This window comes from Rhizobium sp. CBN3, from assembly GCF_030518245.1.
Classification (GTDB): domain Bacteria; phylum Pseudomonadota; class Alphaproteobacteria; order Rhizobiales; family Rhizobiaceae; genus Rhizobium; species Rhizobium aethiopicum_A.
Map to the genome: position 1 here is coordinate 143,309 of NZ_JAULSE010000013.1, position 17,620 is coordinate 160,928.

General features: G+C 62.4%; 14 protein-coding genes. 9 read left to right on the plus strand and 5 right to left on the minus strand.

The genetic code is table 11. The annotated features are described in order from the left end of the window. Positions 1-29 precede the first annotated feature (29 nt). Together QWJ46_RS20430 and QWJ46_RS20435 are read right to left on the minus strand one after the other, a co-directional pair. Positions 30-1,313 (minus strand): ABC transporter substrate-binding protein, encoded by a 1,284-nt coding sequence (locus tag QWJ46_RS20430; protein ID WP_302753321.1) that lies wholly within the window; start codon positions 1,311-1,313, stop codon positions 30-32. Between the two features lie 37 nt (positions 1,314-1,350). Then, positions 1,351-3,672 (minus strand): alpha-L-rhamnosidase, encoded by a 2,322-nt coding sequence (locus QWJ46_RS20435; RefSeq protein ID WP_302753322.1) that lies wholly within the window; start codon positions 3,670-3,672, stop codon positions 1,351-1,353. Positions 3,673-3,814: 142 nt separating this feature from the next. On the opposite strand from QWJ46_RS20435, the gene QWJ46_RS20440 reads away from it, so the two are divergent. Next, on the plus strand, positions 3,815-4,873 hold the full coding sequence (locus tag QWJ46_RS20440) for a LacI family DNA-binding transcriptional regulator (RefSeq protein ID WP_302753323.1): 1,059 nt from the start codon (positions 3,815-3,817) through the stop codon (positions 4,871-4,873). 51 nt (positions 4,874-4,924) lie between these two features. Here QWJ46_RS20440 and QWJ46_RS20445 read toward each other — a convergent pair whose 3' ends face one another. Beyond that, a complete protein-coding gene (locus QWJ46_RS20445; protein WP_184458891.1) occupies positions 4,925-5,836 on the minus strand; it encodes a dihydrodipicolinate synthase family protein in 912 nt (303 codons plus the stop codon). Between the two features lie 137 nt (positions 5,837-5,973). Here QWJ46_RS20445 and QWJ46_RS20450 point away from each other — a divergent pair, with 137 nt between their 5' ends. Both QWJ46_RS20450 and QWJ46_RS20455 read left to right on the plus strand, forming a co-directional pair. After that, positions 5,974-6,678, plus strand: a complete 705-nt coding sequence (locus tag QWJ46_RS20450; protein ID WP_302753324.1) for a GntR family transcriptional regulator — start codon at positions 5,974-5,976, stop codon at positions 6,676-6,678. Positions 6,679-6,728: 50 nt separating this feature from the next. Further along, entirely contained in the window at positions 6,729-7,886 is a 1,158-nt protein-coding gene (locus QWJ46_RS20455; protein ID WP_302753325.1) for a Xaa-Pro peptidase family protein, read from the plus strand. Between the two features lie 34 nt (positions 7,887-7,920). Here the strand turns inward: QWJ46_RS20455 and QWJ46_RS20460 are convergent, their stop codons facing one another. Continuing rightward, positions 7,921-9,258, minus strand: a complete 1,338-nt coding sequence (locus QWJ46_RS20460) for an alpha-L-fucosidase (protein ID WP_302753326.1) — start codon at positions 9,256-9,258, stop codon at positions 7,921-7,923. Positions 9,259-9,341: 83 nt separating this feature from the next. Next, positions 9,342-10,349 (minus strand): LacI family DNA-binding transcriptional regulator, encoded by a 1,008-nt coding sequence (locus QWJ46_RS20465; RefSeq protein ID WP_302753327.1) that lies wholly within the window; start codon positions 10,347-10,349, stop codon positions 9,342-9,344. A 188-nt stretch (positions 10,350-10,537) separates the two neighbouring features. On the opposite strand from QWJ46_RS20465, the gene QWJ46_RS20470 reads away from it, so the two are divergent. The 6 genes from QWJ46_RS20470 (at position 10,538) to QWJ46_RS20495 (ending at position 17,619) form a co-directional block, all read left to right on the plus strand. Continuing rightward, on the plus strand, positions 10,538-12,463 hold the full coding sequence (locus QWJ46_RS20470; protein WP_302753328.1) for an ABC transporter substrate-binding protein: 1,926 nt from the start codon (positions 10,538-10,540) through the stop codon (positions 12,461-12,463). A 93-nt stretch (positions 12,464-12,556) separates the two neighbouring features. Beyond that, positions 12,557-13,543, plus strand: coding sequence for an ABC transporter permease (locus QWJ46_RS20475; RefSeq protein WP_302753329.1), 987 nt, complete (start codon positions 12,557-12,559; stop codon positions 13,541-13,543). A gap of 12 nt (positions 13,544-13,555) precedes the next feature. Beyond that, positions 13,556-14,689, plus strand: coding sequence for an ABC transporter permease (locus QWJ46_RS20480; RefSeq protein ID WP_302753330.1), 1,134 nt, complete (start codon positions 13,556-13,558; stop codon positions 14,687-14,689). Beyond that, on the plus strand, positions 14,679-15,731 hold the full coding sequence (locus tag QWJ46_RS20485; RefSeq protein ID WP_302753331.1) for an ABC transporter ATP-binding protein: 1,053 nt from the start codon (positions 14,679-14,681) through the stop codon (positions 15,729-15,731). Before QWJ46_RS20480 ends, QWJ46_RS20485 begins: the two co-directional genes overlap by 11 nt. Beyond that, complete coding sequence (locus QWJ46_RS20490) at positions 15,728-16,786, plus strand: ABC transporter ATP-binding protein (protein WP_302753332.1); 1,059 nt, start codon at positions 15,728-15,730, stop codon at positions 16,784-16,786. Before QWJ46_RS20485 ends, QWJ46_RS20490 begins: the two co-directional genes overlap by 4 nt. After that, positions 16,786-17,619 (plus strand): 5-deoxy-glucuronate isomerase, encoded by an 834-nt coding sequence (locus tag QWJ46_RS20495; protein ID WP_302753334.1) that lies wholly within the window; start codon positions 16,786-16,788, stop codon positions 17,617-17,619. Before QWJ46_RS20490 ends, QWJ46_RS20495 begins: the two co-directional genes overlap by 1 nt. The last annotated feature ends 1 nt before the right edge of the window (position 17,620 follow it).

The window sequence follows — 17,620 nt, forward strand, 5'->3', positions numbered from 1 at the left end:
GGAGCGAGGTTAGCTGGCCCGAACGACCACTACCAGTTGGGCAGGCCGAGCTGCTTAGCCTGTTTGCGCACATCCTCGTCATAGAGCTTCGCTGCCTCGGCGGGCTGGCGAATGCCGGAACCGACTTCGACGGTGATCTGCTCGAGAGCCGGGCCCTTCACCGGCGATACGAATTCCAATGCCGGGGTCGTCTTTCCCTTGGCGTCGAAATAGGGGAGCATGTCCTTTACGGCGGGCGGTACGTCGGCAGGCAGATCGCAGCCGTTGATCAGCGGAGGCCCTTGCACGGTGTTCGTTTCCACCATGATCTTGCAGCCTTCGACGCTGCCGGCGAAATCCACGAATTTCTTCGCTTCCTCTGCGTGCTGGCTGGTCAGGGGAATATAGAGGGCGGGCGGCATCCAGACGGTCAGGCCGTTCGTCGCCGCATCGTCGCTCGGTTGCGCGAAGAAACCGACATCTGCAAGATTCTCGGGATAATTCTGCTTGATGGCGCCGATGGCGAAGCTCAGCATCGGATAATGCGCCGCTTCGCCGGTCGCCACCATTCTCAGGCCGTCGTCATAACTTGCCGCGCCGAAATCCTCGTTCATCAGGCCGGCGTCGTGAACGTCCTTCAGCCGTTCGAAGCCTTTTGTGGCGGCGGGCGTCTCTGCATATTTCGCCTTGTTGGCGGTATAGTCGGCGGCGAAGTTCGGCACGGCGGCATGCAGATTGTAATAGTCGGCCAGAACGAACAGCTGCGAGGTCCAGGTATCGCGATAGGTCTGCGCCACGGCGACCTTGCCCGAAGCCTTGACCTTGGCATTGTTGGCCATGAAATCCGCCCATGTCTTCGGAACGGTGAGGCCGAGATCCTGATAGATCTTCCTGTTGTAGAGGATGCCACCCGCCATCGCCGTGCCGAAAGGAACGCCGTAGAGTTTGCCGCCGGCGCTGACCACCGATTTGAAGCCTTCATCCACCTTCGCCTGCGAGGCAAGACCGCTCAGATCGACAAGCGTCTGCGCCGGCTTCAGCGCCTGCAAGAGCGAACCGGAATTATAGAGGAACACATCGGACATCTCGCCCGTTGCCAGGCGCGTCTTGATGATGTTGTCACCCTCGCCGCCGCCTGCCCGCGGCTCGATTTCGATCGTCACGTCGGGCGCCTTGGCCTGGTAGGCCGCAACCAGTGCTTCGGCTGCCGCGACCGTGTCGGGGTTGTTGTCGATCAGGAAAGACAGCGTGGTTTCTGCATGCGACGGGCTGGCCGCGGCCAAGGCCAGAAGCGCGGATGCGCCGGCAAGAATGAGCTTTATCCGATGTGTCATGACGTTCCTCCTCTGAACGGTGTGACCTGTATGCTCCTCAGTAATCGGGTAGGGAAAAGACCAGCTGATGCGTGCCCGGGGGAAGAACCGCCTCCTCAATGACAGGCTCCCCATTGAGTGACGCATTCCGGTGCCGCCGGCCGGGCCGGAAGCGGCCGACGCACCCCTCCGGAAGCGTCAGCACATAGGTGACCTCGCTGCCGGTGCAGTGCCAGCCGGCCTCGATGCGCCCCTGGCTGATATCGTGATAGGCCGAAACCGGCGAAAGCGACGGGATCGGTGCCGGGTCGACGATCACTTCGGCAAAACCCGGCGCGGCCGGGCTCGGCGAAACGCCGGCGACACATTCGAACAGCCATTGGCAGACCGCGCCATAGGCATAGTGGTTATAGCTGTTCATGTCGGGTTCGTAGATGGTGCCGTCGGGCGCCATCGAATCCCAGCGCTCCCAGATCGTCGTTGCCCCCTTCGAGACCTGGTAGAGCCAGCCCGGCACATCCTCCTGCAGGAAGACTTTTTCGGCGAGATCGTCCATGCCGAGTTTCGTCAGGGCCGGCAAAAGGGCCGGCGTGCCAATGAAGCCGGTGCCGATCTTGTAGTCGGCATCGACGACCACCTGCCTGAAATGTCGCCGGGCGGCCTCATGATGCTCACCCGGTATCAGGTCATACAGGAAGGCCAGCGCATAGGATGTCTGGTCGTTATGGGCGAGCCGCCCGGCCGGCGTGATGAACTCGTTGGCGAAAGCCAACCTGATCTTGTCAGCGCGGCCTTTCATCTGTTCTTCAAGCGCTTGCTCGCCGAGTACGCCTGCGATCTTCGCGAGAAGATCCGTCGAGATGAAGTGGTAGAGGGTCGCTGCACAATCGTCGGCAATGGTCGGGCGCGGCTTTCTGTTGTCGCCGACCGGCTGCAGCCAGTCGCCGAAGGTGAAGCCGCGGGCGCCCCAATGCGAGGGCGGATGGACGATCGGGCCATCCGAGATGGACCAGACGAAATCGACCCAGCGCACCATCGAGCCCAGGCACTCCGAAAGAACCGACCGGTCGCCGTAATGGGTGTAGAGAACCCAGGGGATCACGACAATCGCGTCACCCCAGCCGGTCGAGCCGGCATAGCCCGGGAAATTGCCGGGGTGCAGACGCGTCGGGTCGGGCGAGAAATGCGAGACGGCGCCGTCCTCGCGCTGGTCGGCCATCACATCGCGCAGATATTTCCTGAGGAAGAACTGGCTGTCGCTCAGCCAGCAGGCCGTCGCGGCAAAGACTTGGGCATCACCCGTCCAGCCAAGCCGTTCGTCGCGTTGCGGGCAATCTGTGGGCACTTCGATGAAATTGGCGCGCTGCGACCAAATGGTATTCTCAACCAGGCGATTGACGAGAGGGTTGCCCGAGGTGAAGCCGCCGGCCGGTTCCGGCACCGACGAGATCGGGATCGAGGCGATGTCAAGAATCTCTGCATCGCCCTTGATCGTCACCCTGGCATAACGGAAGCCGTGGAAGGTGAAATGCGGCGCATAGGTCTCGTCGCCGTCTCCGCTGAGCGTATAGAGGGTGTGCGCGGCGGCCGCGCGATAGTTGCGATTGTCGAAGTGGCGTTCCGGCCCAAGGACTTCCGAGTGCTCGACCCGCACTTCGGTGCCGTCGACGCCACGGACCGTATATCTGACGTAACCGCCGACATTCTGGCCGAAATCATAGATCGTCCTGCCTTCATGATCGGTCCAGCTTTCGATAGGGGTGAGCGGCCGCAGCTCCCGCACCGCTGCCGTCTCATGCGCGACGAGCAGCCCCGTGTCGAACGGCAATTGCGCGGTCCCGTGAGTTTCGGCGACGTTTTCCAGGCGTGCGTCGTAAATCTCACCGAAATAGATCCCCGACTTCTGGATCGGCAGAAGGCCGCTTTGCCAGGTCGTATCGGTGGAAAGAATGGTGCCGCCGGGGCCGACCAGATCCGCAATGGCCCCAATCCTGTCGCCCCAGCAGTTGGGAATAGCCTGGGCGCCCCACATGATCGGCGAGCGGTACCATCCGTCGGCGAGCCAGATTTCTATCCGGTTGAAGCCTGATTTCAGCAATCTCGAGATGTCGTATCGCTGATAGGCAATGCGGTCGTCGTAATTCGTCCAGCCGGGCGTCAGCACATCGTTGCCGACGCGGGCGCCGTTGATGAAGCAGCGATAGAGGCCGAGCGCCGAGATGAAGAGTTCGATCGGAAGGCCGGTGCCGTCATGATCGAAGGTCTTGGAGACGAAGCTTGCGGCCGTTCCCTGGCCGCGGTCCGACAGCGGTGCGATCATCTCTCCGGACCAGGCGCGCGAAACGAGATTGCCGTCGATGGCTGCCGGCTGAAAGTTCATCAAGTCCTCCCGACGAGTTGTAGAACGTTCTCCATATAACGTTCTACATTTTTTTCGGAAGCGCAATAGAAATTTCGTCGCCAGTCTGCCATGGTGGTTCTGCGAGCAATTGTGACGGCGCGCAGAGTAGCCCAGAGATTTCATGTCGATCGAAGAGAAAAAAAGACTGCAACGAAATGATCGCGTGACGATCCGGACGGTGGCGACGCATGCGGGCGTATCGGTCGCCGCGGTCTCCAAGGTGATGCGAAACGCCTACGGTGTCAGTGAAGCGCTGCGGGCGAGAGTGACCGACGCTATTGAAGTGCTTGGATATCGCCCCTCACGGGCGGCGCGCGGGTTGCGGGGCCGCAGTTTCACCATCGGCGTGCTTTTGATCGACATTCGCAATCCCTTCCTTCCCGAGGTGATTGCCGGCGTGAACGGCGTGCTGGCGCCTTCGCATTACCAGGCGATGATCGGTGTCAGCGATGCGCGCGTGCAGCTGGAGACATCGCTGATCGAGTCGATGATCGACTACAAGATGGATGGTCTGATCCTGGTTGCGCCGCGCCTGCCCTCTGACATCATCGCAAAATTCGCGGCTCAGATACCGATCGTCGCGGTCGGTTATCACGATGCCGGCGCCACGGCCTTCGATACGGTCAATGCCGACGACCAGCGCGGAGCCGAGATCGCGGTGGAAGCGTTGCTTGCCTGCGGCTATCGCGACGTCGAAATGCTGAGCCTCGGCGAGCGTGAGGGGCATCAGGTCTCCGTCGTGCGCCAGCGCGAGATCGGCTTCCGCCGGGCGATCCAGCGTGCCGGACTGGGATCGTCTGCGCCGATCACTAAAATTCCGATCGCCCCGCCAAAGCGGGAGGAAACGATGCGAAAGTTCCTGTCGAGGAAGAACAGGCCGCGCGCCGTGTTCTGCTGGAGCGATCTCGACGCCATCACCCTTTTGAGCCTGGCGATGGAAATGGGCGTGCGTGTGCCCGAAGATCTTGCCGTCGTCGGATATGACAATTCGTCGACCGCAGCGCTCGGCCTCGTCAATCTCGCAAGCATCGATCAGTCGGGAAGGGAGCTCGGTCAGGTCGCCACCCGGACGTTGATTTCGAGAATAGAGGGCCGCACCGGCGCCGAGCATATTTTTCAGATGCCGTCGCTGGTCAGCCGCAACAGCCTGACCCGATCCGGCAAGGCTCCGGTCACTTAAAGCGAGGGATGGAAGGTCCGGCAGCCCGTGTGCGCTGCCGGCCTCGTAATCTCAGGCGGCCTTGCCGAGCTTCGAGGGACGCGTCGCGGCAGCCTTCTCGACCATGGCGGTGACTTCGGTGCGCCGTGCCCCTGAAAGCGGCAGGCGCGGCATGCGGACGCGTTCGGAGCCGCGGCCCATGATCTGCTCGGCGAGCTTGATCGATTGCACGAGGTCATGCTCGGCATCGAGATGCAGCAGCGGCATGAACCAGCGGTAGATCCTGCGGGCCTCTTCCCAGTCGCCGCGTTCGGCGGCGGCAACGAGCTGCACGGATTCCTCAGGAAAGGCACTGGTCAGGCCCGAGACCCAGCCCTTGGCGCCGAGCATAAGGCCCTCGAGTGCGACGTCGTCGAGGCCGGCAAAGATATCGAAACGGTCGCCGAATTCGTTGATAAGATCGGTGAAGCGGCGCGGATCCGGGGCGCTTTCCTTCACCGCCTTGATGTTCGGCACGTCGGCAAGCACCTTCAACACATCGGCGCCGATGTTGACGCGGTAGGCGGGCGGATTGTTGTAGAGCATGATCGGCAGCGAGGTCGCTTCGGCGACGGTGCGGAAATGTGCGATCAGCTCTTCCGGCTTCGGCACATAGACCATGGCCGGCAGCAGCATCAGCCCGTCGGCACCGAGTTTTTCGGCGTCACGGGCATAGGCGACGGCACGGCGCGTATCGAATTCGGAGACGCCCGTCACGACGGGAACGCGGCCGTTGACGACCTCGACGGCGGCTTTGAGGATCGTGCGCTTCTCGTCGGGGTCGAGTGAGTTGTTCTCACCACATGTGCCCATAACGATTAGCCCGTTGACGCCGTCGTTGACAAGCGCGTCCTGAACACGCTGGGTTGCGGAGAGATCCACGGACAGATCTTCGTTGAATTGCGTCGTTACGGCGGGAAATACGCCCTTCCATCCTGTTGTCATCGATCGAAACTCCGTTAAAGTCGGTCCGTTATATACAAACTGTCGACAAGACTCAATCGCCATGATTTGTAAATTCGTGGGGCGTTGCCGAAATCGGCCAAAACGCACTACAAGGCTCTCATCAAGGGGAGGGACGCATGCAGAACGATGCGGAAAATGTGCGGGTGCGCGGTTCCGGCACGCAGAGCATCTATGCCGCGCTACGCCGGGAGATCCTGTCGATGGCGCTGGAGCCAGCCAGTCCGCTCGACGAGGTGCGGCTGTCGGAGCGTTTCGGCATGTCGAGGACACCTATTCGCGAGGCGCTGTTGCGGCTTGCCGCCGATGGGCTGGTCACGACCCTGCCGAACCGGAACACGATCGTTGCGCCGATCGATTTCGCCAACCTGCCCACCTATTTCGAAGCGCTGACGCTGATGTACCGGGTGACGACTCGCGGGGCCGCCGGGCGGCGGAACGACGCGATCATGGAGACCATCCGCCGGCACCAGAAGGACTTCGCCGGCGCGGTTGCTAAGCGCGACGCCTATGCGATGATCGAGGCCAACCGCGAATTCCACGTGGCGATCGCCGAGCTTGCCGGCAACGCCTATTACACGGCGTTCTTCGCCAAACTGCTCGACGAAGGCCGGCGCATCCTTCGCTTGTATTATTCGACCTTCGACGACCGGCTGCCCCGTCAATATGTCGACGAGCATGAGGAAATCATCGCCGCCATCGAGGCCGGCGACGCCGAGCGCGCTGATCGGCTGGCAATCGCCCACGCCGGCCAGATCGTCCGCCAGATCCAGGACTATCTCGCCCGCGACCTTGACCGGCCGGTGGCGATCGGCCTGTCCTGAAGCACCGGTCGCGGCGAGGACAGCAGAAACGGTAAGAACAGGAAAACGACATGTCGTGGCAGCATCCCATACCCCGCATCACTGCAGACGAACGGCAAGTTCGCCTCACCAGGCTTAGAGAAGCGATCGACGCCGAAGGACTGGCCGGTATGCTTCTCGGCCCGACTGAAAGTCTGCGTTATTTCACCGGCCTCGTCTGGCATCCGAGCGAAAGGTTCCTTGGCGCGCTCGTCACGCGCACGGCCGTTTTCTATATCGTTCCCGGTTTCGAGCGCAGTCGCGTCGAAACCCTGCCGCATCTGCCGGGAGAGATCCTGGTCTGGGAAGAGGAGGAAAACAGTGCCGCGCTTATCGCCCGGCTAGTCGGCCAGAGCGTAGTCGGCCAGAGCGGCCGGCTTGCCCTTGATGACGGCCTGCCGCTTTTCTTCTATCACGCCTTGGCGGCGGCGATGGGCGCCGAAAGGCTCGCCGATGGCGGCCGGCTGATCCGCGGCCTGCGCCGCATCAAGTCGGCGGCCGAGATTGCGCTCATTCAATATGCGATGAACCTGACGCTCGACGTCCACAGACAGGTGCACGCGCTGTTGAAGCCCGGCATCAGCTCATCGGAGGTGGTCGATTTCATCGATCGGCAGCATCGCCAAGCCGGCGCCGACGACGGCTCGACATTCGCAATCGTCTCCTTCGGCGCGGCGACCTCGCTTCCGCATGGCGCCGACGGCAAGCAGATTCTTGGCGACGACGACGTCATTCTCGTCGATACCGGCTGCCGGATCGACGGCTATCATTCCGATATCACCAGGACCTATATGCTCGGCGGCGGCAACGGCGCCTTTGAACGTGCCTGGTGGATCGAACGCGAGGCGCAGCAGGCCGTATTCGATGCCGCCCGGATCGGCGCCGCCTGCTCGATCCTCGACGATGCGGCCCGCAAGGTGCTCGCCAAACATTCGCTTGGCCCCGACTATTGCCTGCCGGGATTGCCGCATCGCGCCGGCCACGGACTCGGGCTGGAAATCCATGAAGAGCCCTATATTGTTCGCGGCAACGACACGCCGCTTGCCGCCGGCATGTGTTTTTCCAACGAACCGATGATTGTCTTTCCCGACAAATTCGGGATCCGGCAGGAGGACCATATCCATATGACCGCCGAGGGACCGCGCTGGTTCACCGCGCCGGCAGCCGGGCCGACCGAGCCGTTCTCCTGAGCGGGCGCCGTCCGCCCACTCAGGCAGCTGCACCTCATTTTTGGATGCCGGCAGCGCTTCCGGACTTGAGCTTGACCTCGATGACCGGGACGGCGACCTTGGGGCGGCGCACCGGCAGGACGAAGGTCAGTTCGTCCTCGGCGACGGGGAATTGCGTGTTCGCCCATAAGGTATTGGCCGACGGGCGCAGCCAGGTCACCTCGCTGGCGTCATGCAGGAATTGCGCATATTCGACTTTGCCCGCCAGCGCATCGAAATGCAGATGCTTATAGGGCCAGTTGAACAGGTGGATGTAGAGGCGATCGCCGTTCTGGGTGAGGCGGCAATCGGGCGGCGCGGTGAAGTCGGACTGGGTGCAGCCGACGATGCTGCGCTCGTGCAGCGCCATCCACTCCTCATAGGCTGAAAGCGCCGATATGGCGCGATGGTCGAGCGTGCCGCGGGCCGTCGGCCCGACATTCATCAGCAGATTGCCGCCGATGGCAACGGTGCCGACCAGCATCTGGACCAGTTGTTCGGTGCTCTTCCAGGTATCCTCGTCACGGTGATAGCCCCACGAGCCGCTGAGCGTCTGGCAGGCTTCCCAGACGACCCGCCCGCCGTCGCGTTTCGGCCAGGCACGCGGCATATATTGCTCCGGCGTGACGATGTCGGGCTGCAGGCCGGCGAGATCGAGCCGGTTGTTGATGATGATATCGGGGGCAAGCTCGCGCACCAGCCGCACGAGCTTCTCGCTTTCCCAATCCTGATGGCCCTTTCCGACCAGCTCTCCGAGCTTCCATTGGGGATAGCTGAAGTCGAACCACATGATGTCGATCTGCCCGAACCCGGTCAGCAGTTCGCGCACCTGCTCGCGCATGAAGGCGGCATAGCGCCTGATGTCGCGGCCTTCATTGATTTTCATGGCATCGGGATGATTGCGCTGCGGGTGGCGCGGATCGACCGTGAAGTCGGGATGATGCCAGTCGATCAGTGAATAGTAGAAGCCGATCCTCAGGCCCTCGGCGCGGAAGGCGTCGACGAAGGGGCCCAGCAGATCCTTTCCATAAGGCGTGTTGGTCACTTTGAAGTCGGTGGCTCTAGTGTCCCAGAGGCAGAAGCCTTCATGATGCTTGGTGGTCAGCACGACATATTTCATGCCAGCGGCCTTGGCGCGTCTCGCCCATTCCCTGGGATCGTAAAGATCGGGATCGAAGTGATCGAAATATTTCTGGTAGTCGGCGTCATCAAGTTCTTCGCGGCTCTTGACCCATTCATGGCGCGCCGGCAGGGCATAGAGCCCCCAATGCACGAACATGCCGAACCGGTCGTGGACGAACCAGGCCTTCTTCTCCTCGGGCAAGGCCAGCGACTGCAGATTGTCGGCATCCATGGATATTCCTCCTGTTCCATTTCAGAATTGGCGCACGACACCAGAAACCGCTCGCCGATTTTGGGGTGGCGCCCTGGCGGCCCTCAGGTCGTTTCGCGGACGATGAGTTCGGGAACGATGACGATGCCATGCTGACGGTTCTTGGTGGCGATGCGGCTGAGCAGCAGGCGCACGGCTTCCTCCCCCATTTCCCGTTTCTGCACCCGCAAGGTGGTTAGCGCCGGCGACAGCAATTCGGCCGCCGGGATGTCGTCGAAACCGATGAGCGCGATCTGCTCGGGGATCGAAATGCCGGCCGCCCGGCAGGCCTTCATGGCGCCGATCGCATTGAGGTCGTTGTAGCAGACGAGGGCATCGATATCGGGCGTTTCCGCCAGCAATTGCGCGGCCGCGGTTTGCCCGCTCGCGGCTGTCGGATCGCAATAGACGATGCCGTGCGCCTTCAGCCCATGGACGGCGAGCGTCTTGCGGATGCCGATGAGGCGGCTCTTGCCGCCGAAGGAGCTGCGCGGCCCTGCGATGATCGCAATCCTGCGGCGACCGCGCTCGACCAGATGATCGATGGCGCGTGACGCTCCGGTTTCGTAGTCCGTGACGATCGTTCCCGCCACTTCGGGCGGCGCTTCGCGGTTGATGAGCACCGCAGCGCGATGGTGCGCGAGCGCCTTGTGCAGGGCGGCATCCGGCAGGCGCGCGCTGCAGACGATGATGCCGTCGACCCGATGGCGCAGCAGCGCCTCGATGAGTTCGCCTTCGCGTTTGCTGTTCTCGACGACGTTGGACAGAAGCAGGTTGTAGCCGGCGGCACTCGCCGCGTCCTCGGCTCCTCTGATGACCTCCGGGAAGAACGGGTTGGTGATGTCGGGGACGAGAAGGCCGATGGTCCTCGAGCGGTCGGAACGCAACCCGCGTGCGAAGGGATTGGGTCGGTAGTTGAGTTCGTTCGCCGCCAGAAGAATGCGCTGCGTGGTCTCGGCGCTGGCGCCGCCCTGATCGTTGAGCACGCGCGAAACCGTCATTGGCGATACGCCTGCGGCGCGGGCGACATCGGCAATGGTTATCTTGGCTTCCGGCTCTTTGGTGCGGCTCAACGGGACGGTCTCTCGAACGGCAGAAATTGGGATAACGATAACTAACACAATTTGTAAGAAAGCCAAGGCTGCTCAGCCTTGGCACGCGTATTTAAGAATTTCTTTGACAAATTGGAACGGTAACGTTAACGTTCGAGATGGAGGAAATACGTTAACGATAACCTAAACGAGATCATTGGGAGGAGAGAATGCAACACGTCAGAATTCTACGACGGCGGGTCGTCTCGACCGTTGCCGCTGCTATTCTCATTGGTTCCGGTTGGGCGGGTGCTGCCTTCGGTTTTCAGGAAGCGCCGGAACTCAAGGCGCTCGTCGATGCCGGCAAGCTGCCGCCGGTCGAACAGCGGCTGCCGAAGGAGCCGCTGGTGCTCACCCCACTTGAATCGGTCGGCACCTATGGCGGCACCTGGCGCACGGCCACTTTCGGCGGCGGCGACAGCGAGATCGAGCGTTCGATCGGCTATACGAGACTGGTGCGCTGGAATCCGGAATGGACCGAGGTGATCCCCGACATCGCCAAGAGCGTCGAGGTCAACGACAATGCCACCGAATATACCTTCACCCTGCGCGAAGGCACGCGCTGGTCGGACGGCGAACCTTTCACCGCCGACGATCTGGTCTGGTGGAACGAAAACGTGCTGCGCAACACCAAGATCACGCCCGCCGCACCCGACTGGCTGACCGCTGGCGGAGAGACCGTCAAGGTCGAAAAGCTCGCCGACGACAAGGTCGTCTTCAAGTTCGCTGCGCCGAACGGCCTGTTCCTGATGAACATGGCGACCGTGCGCGGCTCCGACATCCTCGCGGCCGCACCGGCGCACTACCTCAAGCAGTTCCACAAGGATTTCAATCCAACCGGGATCGATGCCCTGGTGAAGGCTGCCGGCGCGACCGACTGGGTCCAGCTCTTCAACAACAAGATCGGCTTTCCCGGCCGTTGGCGCGATCTCGGCCGGCCGACGCTGGATGCCTGGGTGCTGACGGCGCCCTATAACGGCACCACCCAGGTCGTCGCCGAACGCAATCCCTATTATGCCAAGGTGGATACCGCAGGAAACCAGCTGCCTTACTTCGATCGCATCACCATCGACGTGATGCAGGATACGCAGGCGATCATCCTGAAGGCGATCAGCGGCGAAATCGACATGCAGAACCGCTTCATCGAGACAACGGACGCCCGCACGGTGATCGTGCAGAACCAGCAGAAGGGTGGCTACGGTCTGTTCATCGCCCGGCCGGCCTGGTCGAACGCCCTGCTGATCACGCTCAACCAGACCCATAAGAATCCGGCCTTGCGCGCCGTCTTCTCCAACAAGGATTTCCGCATCGGTCTCAGCTACGCCATCAACCGCGAGGAGCTCAACCAGCTGATCTATGCCGGACAGGCCAAGCCCTATCAGGCCGCACCCCGTGAGGGAACGGCGCTCTATGACGAGAAGATGGCGACGCAGTATTTGGAATATAATGTCGACCTCGCCAATCAGTATCTCGACAAGGCGGGCATCACCAAACGTGACGCGGAAGGCTATCGCCTCGGTCAGGACGGCAAGCGGATCACCTTTGCGATCGACGCGCTGACCGGAAGCCCGATCCAGGTCGACGCGCTTGAGATGATCCAGCGCTACTGGCGGGCCGTCGGTATCGACATGCAGCCCCGTCCGGCCGAGCGGTCACTGATCTTCTCGCGCTTGCAGAACAACGACAATGACGGCCTGGGATGGGTCGGCGGCGGTGGCTACGACTTCCTCGGCCTGCTCGATCCCAAATGGTATTTCCCGCACGAATATGAATCGAGCTTCGCGACGGCCTGGGGCCTCTATTACCAGAACCCCAAGGATCCGAACGCTGAGGAGCCGAGCCCGGCCGCCAAGAAGCAGATGGATCTCTATCGGCAGGTGCAGGAAGCCCCGACGCTCGAAAAGCAGCTTGAAGCCATGAAGGAACTGCTGGCGATCACCCGTGACGAGTTCTACGTCATCGGCACCAACCTGGAGCCGGACCGCGTCGGCATCGTCAAGACCAATATGCACAACGTCCCCAAGGTCATTCCCAGCACCTCGTTCTACATGACGCCGGGACCGGCAAAGCCCGAGACCTTCTACTACCAGCAGTAAAGCAAATGGGAATGGCGCCGCGGCGCCATTCTGCCACCAGCCCCGCCCCATCATCCAGACCGATCGGCGATCGCCGGTCGAAGGAGCTTGAACATGGCCGGCTTCATCATCAGACGTCTGCTTTACATGATCCCGATGATGTTCGCGATCTCGGTCGTGACCTTCATCATCATCCAATTGCCGCCGGGCGACTTCCTGACCGCGATGACCGCCCGTCTGGCTTCGCAGAACGAAACGATCGATCCCGGCGTCATCGCCGGCCTGCGAGAGCGCTACGGCCTCGATCAGCCCTGGGCGGTGCAATACTGGAAATGGATCAGCGGCATCCTCCTGCGCGGCGATTTCGGCCAGTCTCTCGATTGGAACAAGCCGGTCAGCGAGCTGATCTGGGCTCGTATGGGGCTGACCATGGTGGTTTCGGTCACCACGCTGCTCTTCGTCTGGGCGGTGGCCTTTCCGATCGGCATCTATTCGGCCGTGCGGCAATATTCGGTGGGGGACTATGTCGCCACCTTTTTCGGCTTCCTCGGCCTTGCCATCCCGAACTTCCTGCTGGCGCTGGTGCTGATGTTCGTCTCGGCGCAATATTTCGGCCAGAGCGTCGGCGGGCTGTTTTCGCCCACCTATATCAATGCCGCCTGGAGCTGGGCCAAGCTCGGCGATCTCATGTCGCATATGTGGATCCCGGTCGTCGTCCTCGGCACTGGCGCCACGGCGGCGCTGATCCGCATCATGCGCGCCAATCTCCTCGATGAACTGAACAAGCCCTATGTCGACATGGCGCGGGCCCGGGGTCTCAGTGAAATCCGGCTGCTGCTCAAATATCCGGTGCGGGTAGCGCTTAATCCTTTCGTCTCCACGGTCGGCTGGGTGCTGCCGCACCTCGTCTCGGGTTCGGTGGTGGTCTCGATCGTCCTCAGCCTGCCAATTACAGGGCCGCTCCTGCTCAATGCGCTGTTTGCGCAGGACATGTATCTGGCGGGCACCTTTATCCTGCTGATGAGCATGCTGACGCTGATCGGAACGCTGATTTCGGACCTGCTGCTCGCCTGGCTCGATCCGCGCATCCGCAACGGCTGAAGGACGACAGACATGACCGATCAAGCCCTCGCGCTATCGCCTGAACGAACTCGCAATTCGGACGCCGTTGCCGGCCAGTGGAAACTCATTTGGCGGCGCTTCTGCCGCCATCGGCTGGCGCTCGCGGCAGGCGTCGTGATCTTCCTGATCTACCTGGTCGCGCTGTTTGCCGAGGTTCTCGCTCCGGTTTCCTCGCAGACCTACGATTCCCGCTACACCTATGCGCCGCCCCAGCAGCTGAGATTCGCCGGCTACGACGCGGCAGGCAGATTCCACCCCCTCTACGTCAACGGCTATTCGATGAAGGTCGACCCGATCGCGCTCAGCCGCACCTATGTGCCCGATCCGGCCGTCGTCATCCCCGTGGGCTTCTTCGTCAAAGGCGAACCTTACCGGCTCTGGGGGCTGTTCGATTTCGACCGGCACCTGATCGGGCCGGTCGAGGCAGGCAAGCCATTCTATCTGTTCGGCGCCGACCGGCTCGGCCGCGACGTCTTCAGCCGGACGGTGCACGGCACCCGGATTTCGATGTCCGTCGGCCTGATCGGGGTGGCGATCAGCCTGATCCTCGGTATCATCCTCGGCGGCATTTCCGGGCTCTATGGCGGCTGGGTCGATGATGTGATCCAGCGCTGTATCGAACTCATCAACTCCATTCCGACCATCCCGCTGTGGATGGGGCTTGCGGCCGCCGTTCCGATCAGCGCCGATCCGATCCTGGTCTATCTCTGGATTACGGTCATCCTGTCGCTGATCGGCTGGACCGATCTGGCGCGGGTGGTGCGCGGCCGCTTCCTGTCGCTGAAGACAGAAGACTTCGTCATCGCCGCCCATCTCGATGGCTGCTCCAGGATGCGCATCATCTGGCGGCACATGGTGCCGTCCTTCATGAGCCACATCATCGCCTCAGTGACGCTCGCCATCCCGACGATGATTCTTGCCGAAACCGCGCTTTCCTTCCTCGGCATCGGGCTGCGTCCGCCTGTCGTGAGCTGGGGCGTGCTGCTGCAGGAAGCGCAGAACATTCTCGCCGTCTCGAGCGCTCCCTGGCTGTTTCTTCCCGGCATCGCGGTGATCGTCACCGTGCTCGCCCTCAATTTCCTCGGTGATGGATTACGCGATGCTGCAGATCCCTATGAATACTGATCGTAATTTCGCGGCCGCCGGCGGCCGCCACGCCGAGCGTGACTCGCTGATCGAGGTCGACGATCTCCGGACCCACTTCTTCGGCGGGGCGGGTACGGTGAGGGCGGTCGACGGCGTGTCCTTTGGCATTCCACGCGGCAAGACGGTCTGCGTCGTCGGCGAATCCGGCTCGGGCAAGAGCATCACCGGCCGCTCGATCCTCAACCAGGTTCCGCGCGGCGGGCGGATCGTCTCGGGCGCGATCCGCTACCGGCCCGATCCGGCGGCACCGGCCATCGATCTGGCGGCGCTTGATCCGCGCGGCCGCGACATGCGGGCGATCCGCGGCGCCCAGATCGGCCTGATCAGCCAGGAGCCGATGGCAGCGCTTTCGCCCGTCCATACGATCGGCAACCAGATGGTCGAGGTGATCCGCCTGCATCTGAAGATGGGCCGCAAGGAAGCGCGTGAACATGCGATCGAAACCTTGGCGCTGGTCGGCATCCCCCGGCCGGCCGAGCGGATGGAAAGTTATGCCTTCCAGTTTTCCGGTGGCATGCGTCAGCGCGTCTGCATCGCGCTCGCGCTCGCCTGCCGTCCGAAACTGCTGATAGCCGACGAGCCGACCACGGCGCTCGATGTGACCACCCAAGCCAATATCCTCGATCTGCTCGCCTCGCTGCAGGCCGAATTCGGGCTCTCGGTGCTGTTCGTCACCCATGATCTCGGCGTTGTCGCCGAAATCGCCGACGAAGTCGTCGTCATGTATCTCGGCCGGGTCATCGAGGCAGGCGATGTCGATACGATCTTCCACGCGCCTGTTCATCCCTACACCAAGGCGCTGCTGCAATCGGTGCCGCGCATGCATGGCCAGCCGACGAAACGGCTCGCGACTATCGACGGCATGGTGCCCTCGCGTTTCCACAGGCCCGAGGGCTGCAGCTTTCATCCCCGGTGCAAGCAGGCGAGGGCGGGTCTCTGCGACCGGGAGGATCCCCAATCCGTCCTCATCGGCGAAGGGCACGTCGCGAGCTGTCTGCTTTATAAGGGGGGACTGTCATGACCGGTTCCGCGACACCACGCAGCCCGCTGCTCGAGCTCAATGATCTCAGAATGCATTTCCCCATTCGCAAGGGCGCGTTTCGGCACGTGGTCGGGCACGTCAGGGCGGTCGACGGCGTTTCGCTTCGTGTCGAGGACGGCGAGACGCTCGGCATCGTCGGCGAATCCGGTTGCGGCAAATCCACGCTTGCCCGCACCGTCCTGCGAATCTATCGGCCGACAAGCGGAGAAATCCGCTATCGCGACCGCAGCGGCGGCACTGTGGATCTCGCCGGGCTGTCGGGCCCGGCGCTCAAGGAAATCCACCGCGATCTGCGCATGGTGTTCCAGGATCCGCAATCCTCGCTCAACCCGCGCCTTCCCGTCATCGACATCATCGGCGAGGTGCTTGGTGTCAACGGCATCGTCAAGGGCCGAGAACTCGAGCACCGGGTCGCCGATCTCATGCAGAGCGTCGGCCTGCGGCCCGAATATATGCGCCGCTATCCCCATGCTTTTTCCGGCGGCGAACGCCAGCGCATCGGCATTGCCCGGGCGCTGGCATCCAATCCGCGCCTTGTCATTGCCGACGAGGCCGTCTCGGCGCTCGATGTCAGCGTGCAGGCGCAAACCATCAACCTGTTGCAGGACCTGCAGGAACAGTTCGGCCTGACCTATCTCTTCGTCGCCCACGACCTTTCGGTCGTCCGGCATATCTCGGACAACATCGCCGTCATGTATGTCGGCCGTGTCGTCGAAAAGGCGCCGACGGAGCAGATTTTTTCCCGGCCGCGCCATCCCTATACCGAGGCACTGCTTTCGGCCGTGCCGATCGCCGATCCGAGGCTGCGCCGTCATGGCAGGCGCATCCGGCTGGCGGGCGAGGTCGCCGACCCCGCTCATCCGCCTCCCGGCTGCGCATTCCATCCGCGTTGCCGCTACGCCACCGAGCTTTGCAGGCAGGAGGTGCCGGCCCTGCGCAGCGTGACCGCCGATGGGCACGCAGTCGCCTGCCACTACGCCGAATCCTTGACCCTCAATCCCTTTGCCGACCGTACCGTTCCGGAGTTCAATTGATGCCCGAATTCATTCCACGCTCCGAGCAGCGTCCCATTGTGGGTACCTCCTCCAGGACGCTCGATCTCATCTATTTCGACCTCGTCACGCTTCCGGCCGATGGCTGGGACGCGCGGCGGCTGCCCTTGCACGAAAGCCTCTACGTCGTGCTGTCGGGGCAGGTGGATATCGAAGTGGATGGTATCAGCTTCGAAGCCGTGGGCCGGCGAGCCGATATCTGGGGAGGCGACGCGGACTCGGTTTATGCGCCCGTCGACGCCATTGTCCGGATATCGGCCCGTGGCGGCCCCGCGGAAATCGCCATTGCCGGCGGCATCTGCGATACCCGCTACGCTCCGTTTCGGGTGACGCCCGACGAGGTCGACGCAGTCAATGTCGGCTCGCCGGATACGCATAGCCAGCGGCGGATCGTCCACCTGCTCGGGCAACGCCAGAACGGCCGCTGCGGCAATCTCTTGGTGAGCGAACTCTATGCCGGCGAGGGTTGCTGGTCGGGCTATCCTCCCCACAAGCACGATACCGAAGACGGCGATGCCGAGACCCTGCATGAGGAGCTCTATCACTACCGCTTCCTGCCGGAGACCGGCTTCGGCAGTCAGATCAGCTATGACGAAAATGGCCCGGTCAAGATCCTCATGACCCGTAACGGCGACACCTTCCTGCTCGACCGGGGCTACCATCCGACAGTCACCTCGCCTGGGCATCGCGGCTATATCTTCACCATCCTTGTCGGCAAGCATCGCCGGGGTCTGATCCAGCGCTTCGATCCCGCCCATCAGCATCTGACCAAAACCATCCCCGGCATCGATGCGATGCGGGACAAGTTCAAATAGT

Excerpts from the sequence above, each read along its gene's own strand:
- QWJ46_RS20495 (WP_302753334.1), top strand. The coding sequence starts at position 16,786 with ATGCCCGAATTCATTCCACGCTCCGAGCAGCGTCCCATTGTGGGTACC.
- QWJ46_RS20430 (WP_302753321.1), bottom strand. The coding sequence starts at position 1,313 with ATGACACATCGGATAAAGCTCATTCTTGCCGGCGCATCCGCGCTTCTG.
- QWJ46_RS20460 (WP_302753326.1), bottom strand. The coding sequence starts at position 9,258 with ATGGATGCCGACAATCTGCAGTCGCTGGCCTTGCCCGAGGAGAAGAAG.
- QWJ46_RS20435 (WP_302753322.1), bottom strand. The coding sequence starts at position 3,672 with ATGAACTTTCAGCCGGCAGCCATCGACGGCAATCTCGTTTCGCGCGCC.
- QWJ46_RS20485 (WP_302753331.1), top strand. The coding sequence starts at position 14,679 with ATGAATACTGATCGTAATTTCGCGGCCGCCGGCGGCCGCCACGCCGAG.
- QWJ46_RS20445 (WP_184458891.1), bottom strand. The coding sequence starts at position 5,836 with ATGACAACAGGATGGAAGGGCGTATTTCCCGCCGTAACGACGCAATTC.
- QWJ46_RS20455 (WP_302753325.1), top strand. The coding sequence starts at position 6,729 with ATGTCGTGGCAGCATCCCATACCCCGCATCACTGCAGACGAACGGCAA.
- QWJ46_RS20470 (WP_302753328.1), top strand. The coding sequence starts at position 10,538 with ATGCAACACGTCAGAATTCTACGACGGCGGGTCGTCTCGACCGTTGCC.
- QWJ46_RS20450 (WP_302753324.1), top strand. The coding sequence starts at position 5,974 with ATGCAGAACGATGCGGAAAATGTGCGGGTGCGCGGTTCCGGCACGCAG.
- QWJ46_RS20490 (WP_302753332.1), top strand. The coding sequence starts at position 15,728 with ATGACCGGTTCCGCGACACCACGCAGCCCGCTGCTCGAGCTCAATGAT.
- QWJ46_RS20480 (WP_302753330.1), top strand. The coding sequence starts at position 13,556 with ATGACCGATCAAGCCCTCGCGCTATCGCCTGAACGAACTCGCAATTCG.
- QWJ46_RS20440 (WP_302753323.1), top strand. The coding sequence starts at position 3,815 with ATGTCGATCGAAGAGAAAAAAAGACTGCAACGAAATGATCGCGTGACG.
- QWJ46_RS20475 (WP_302753329.1), top strand. The coding sequence starts at position 12,557 with ATGGCCGGCTTCATCATCAGACGTCTGCTTTACATGATCCCGATGATG.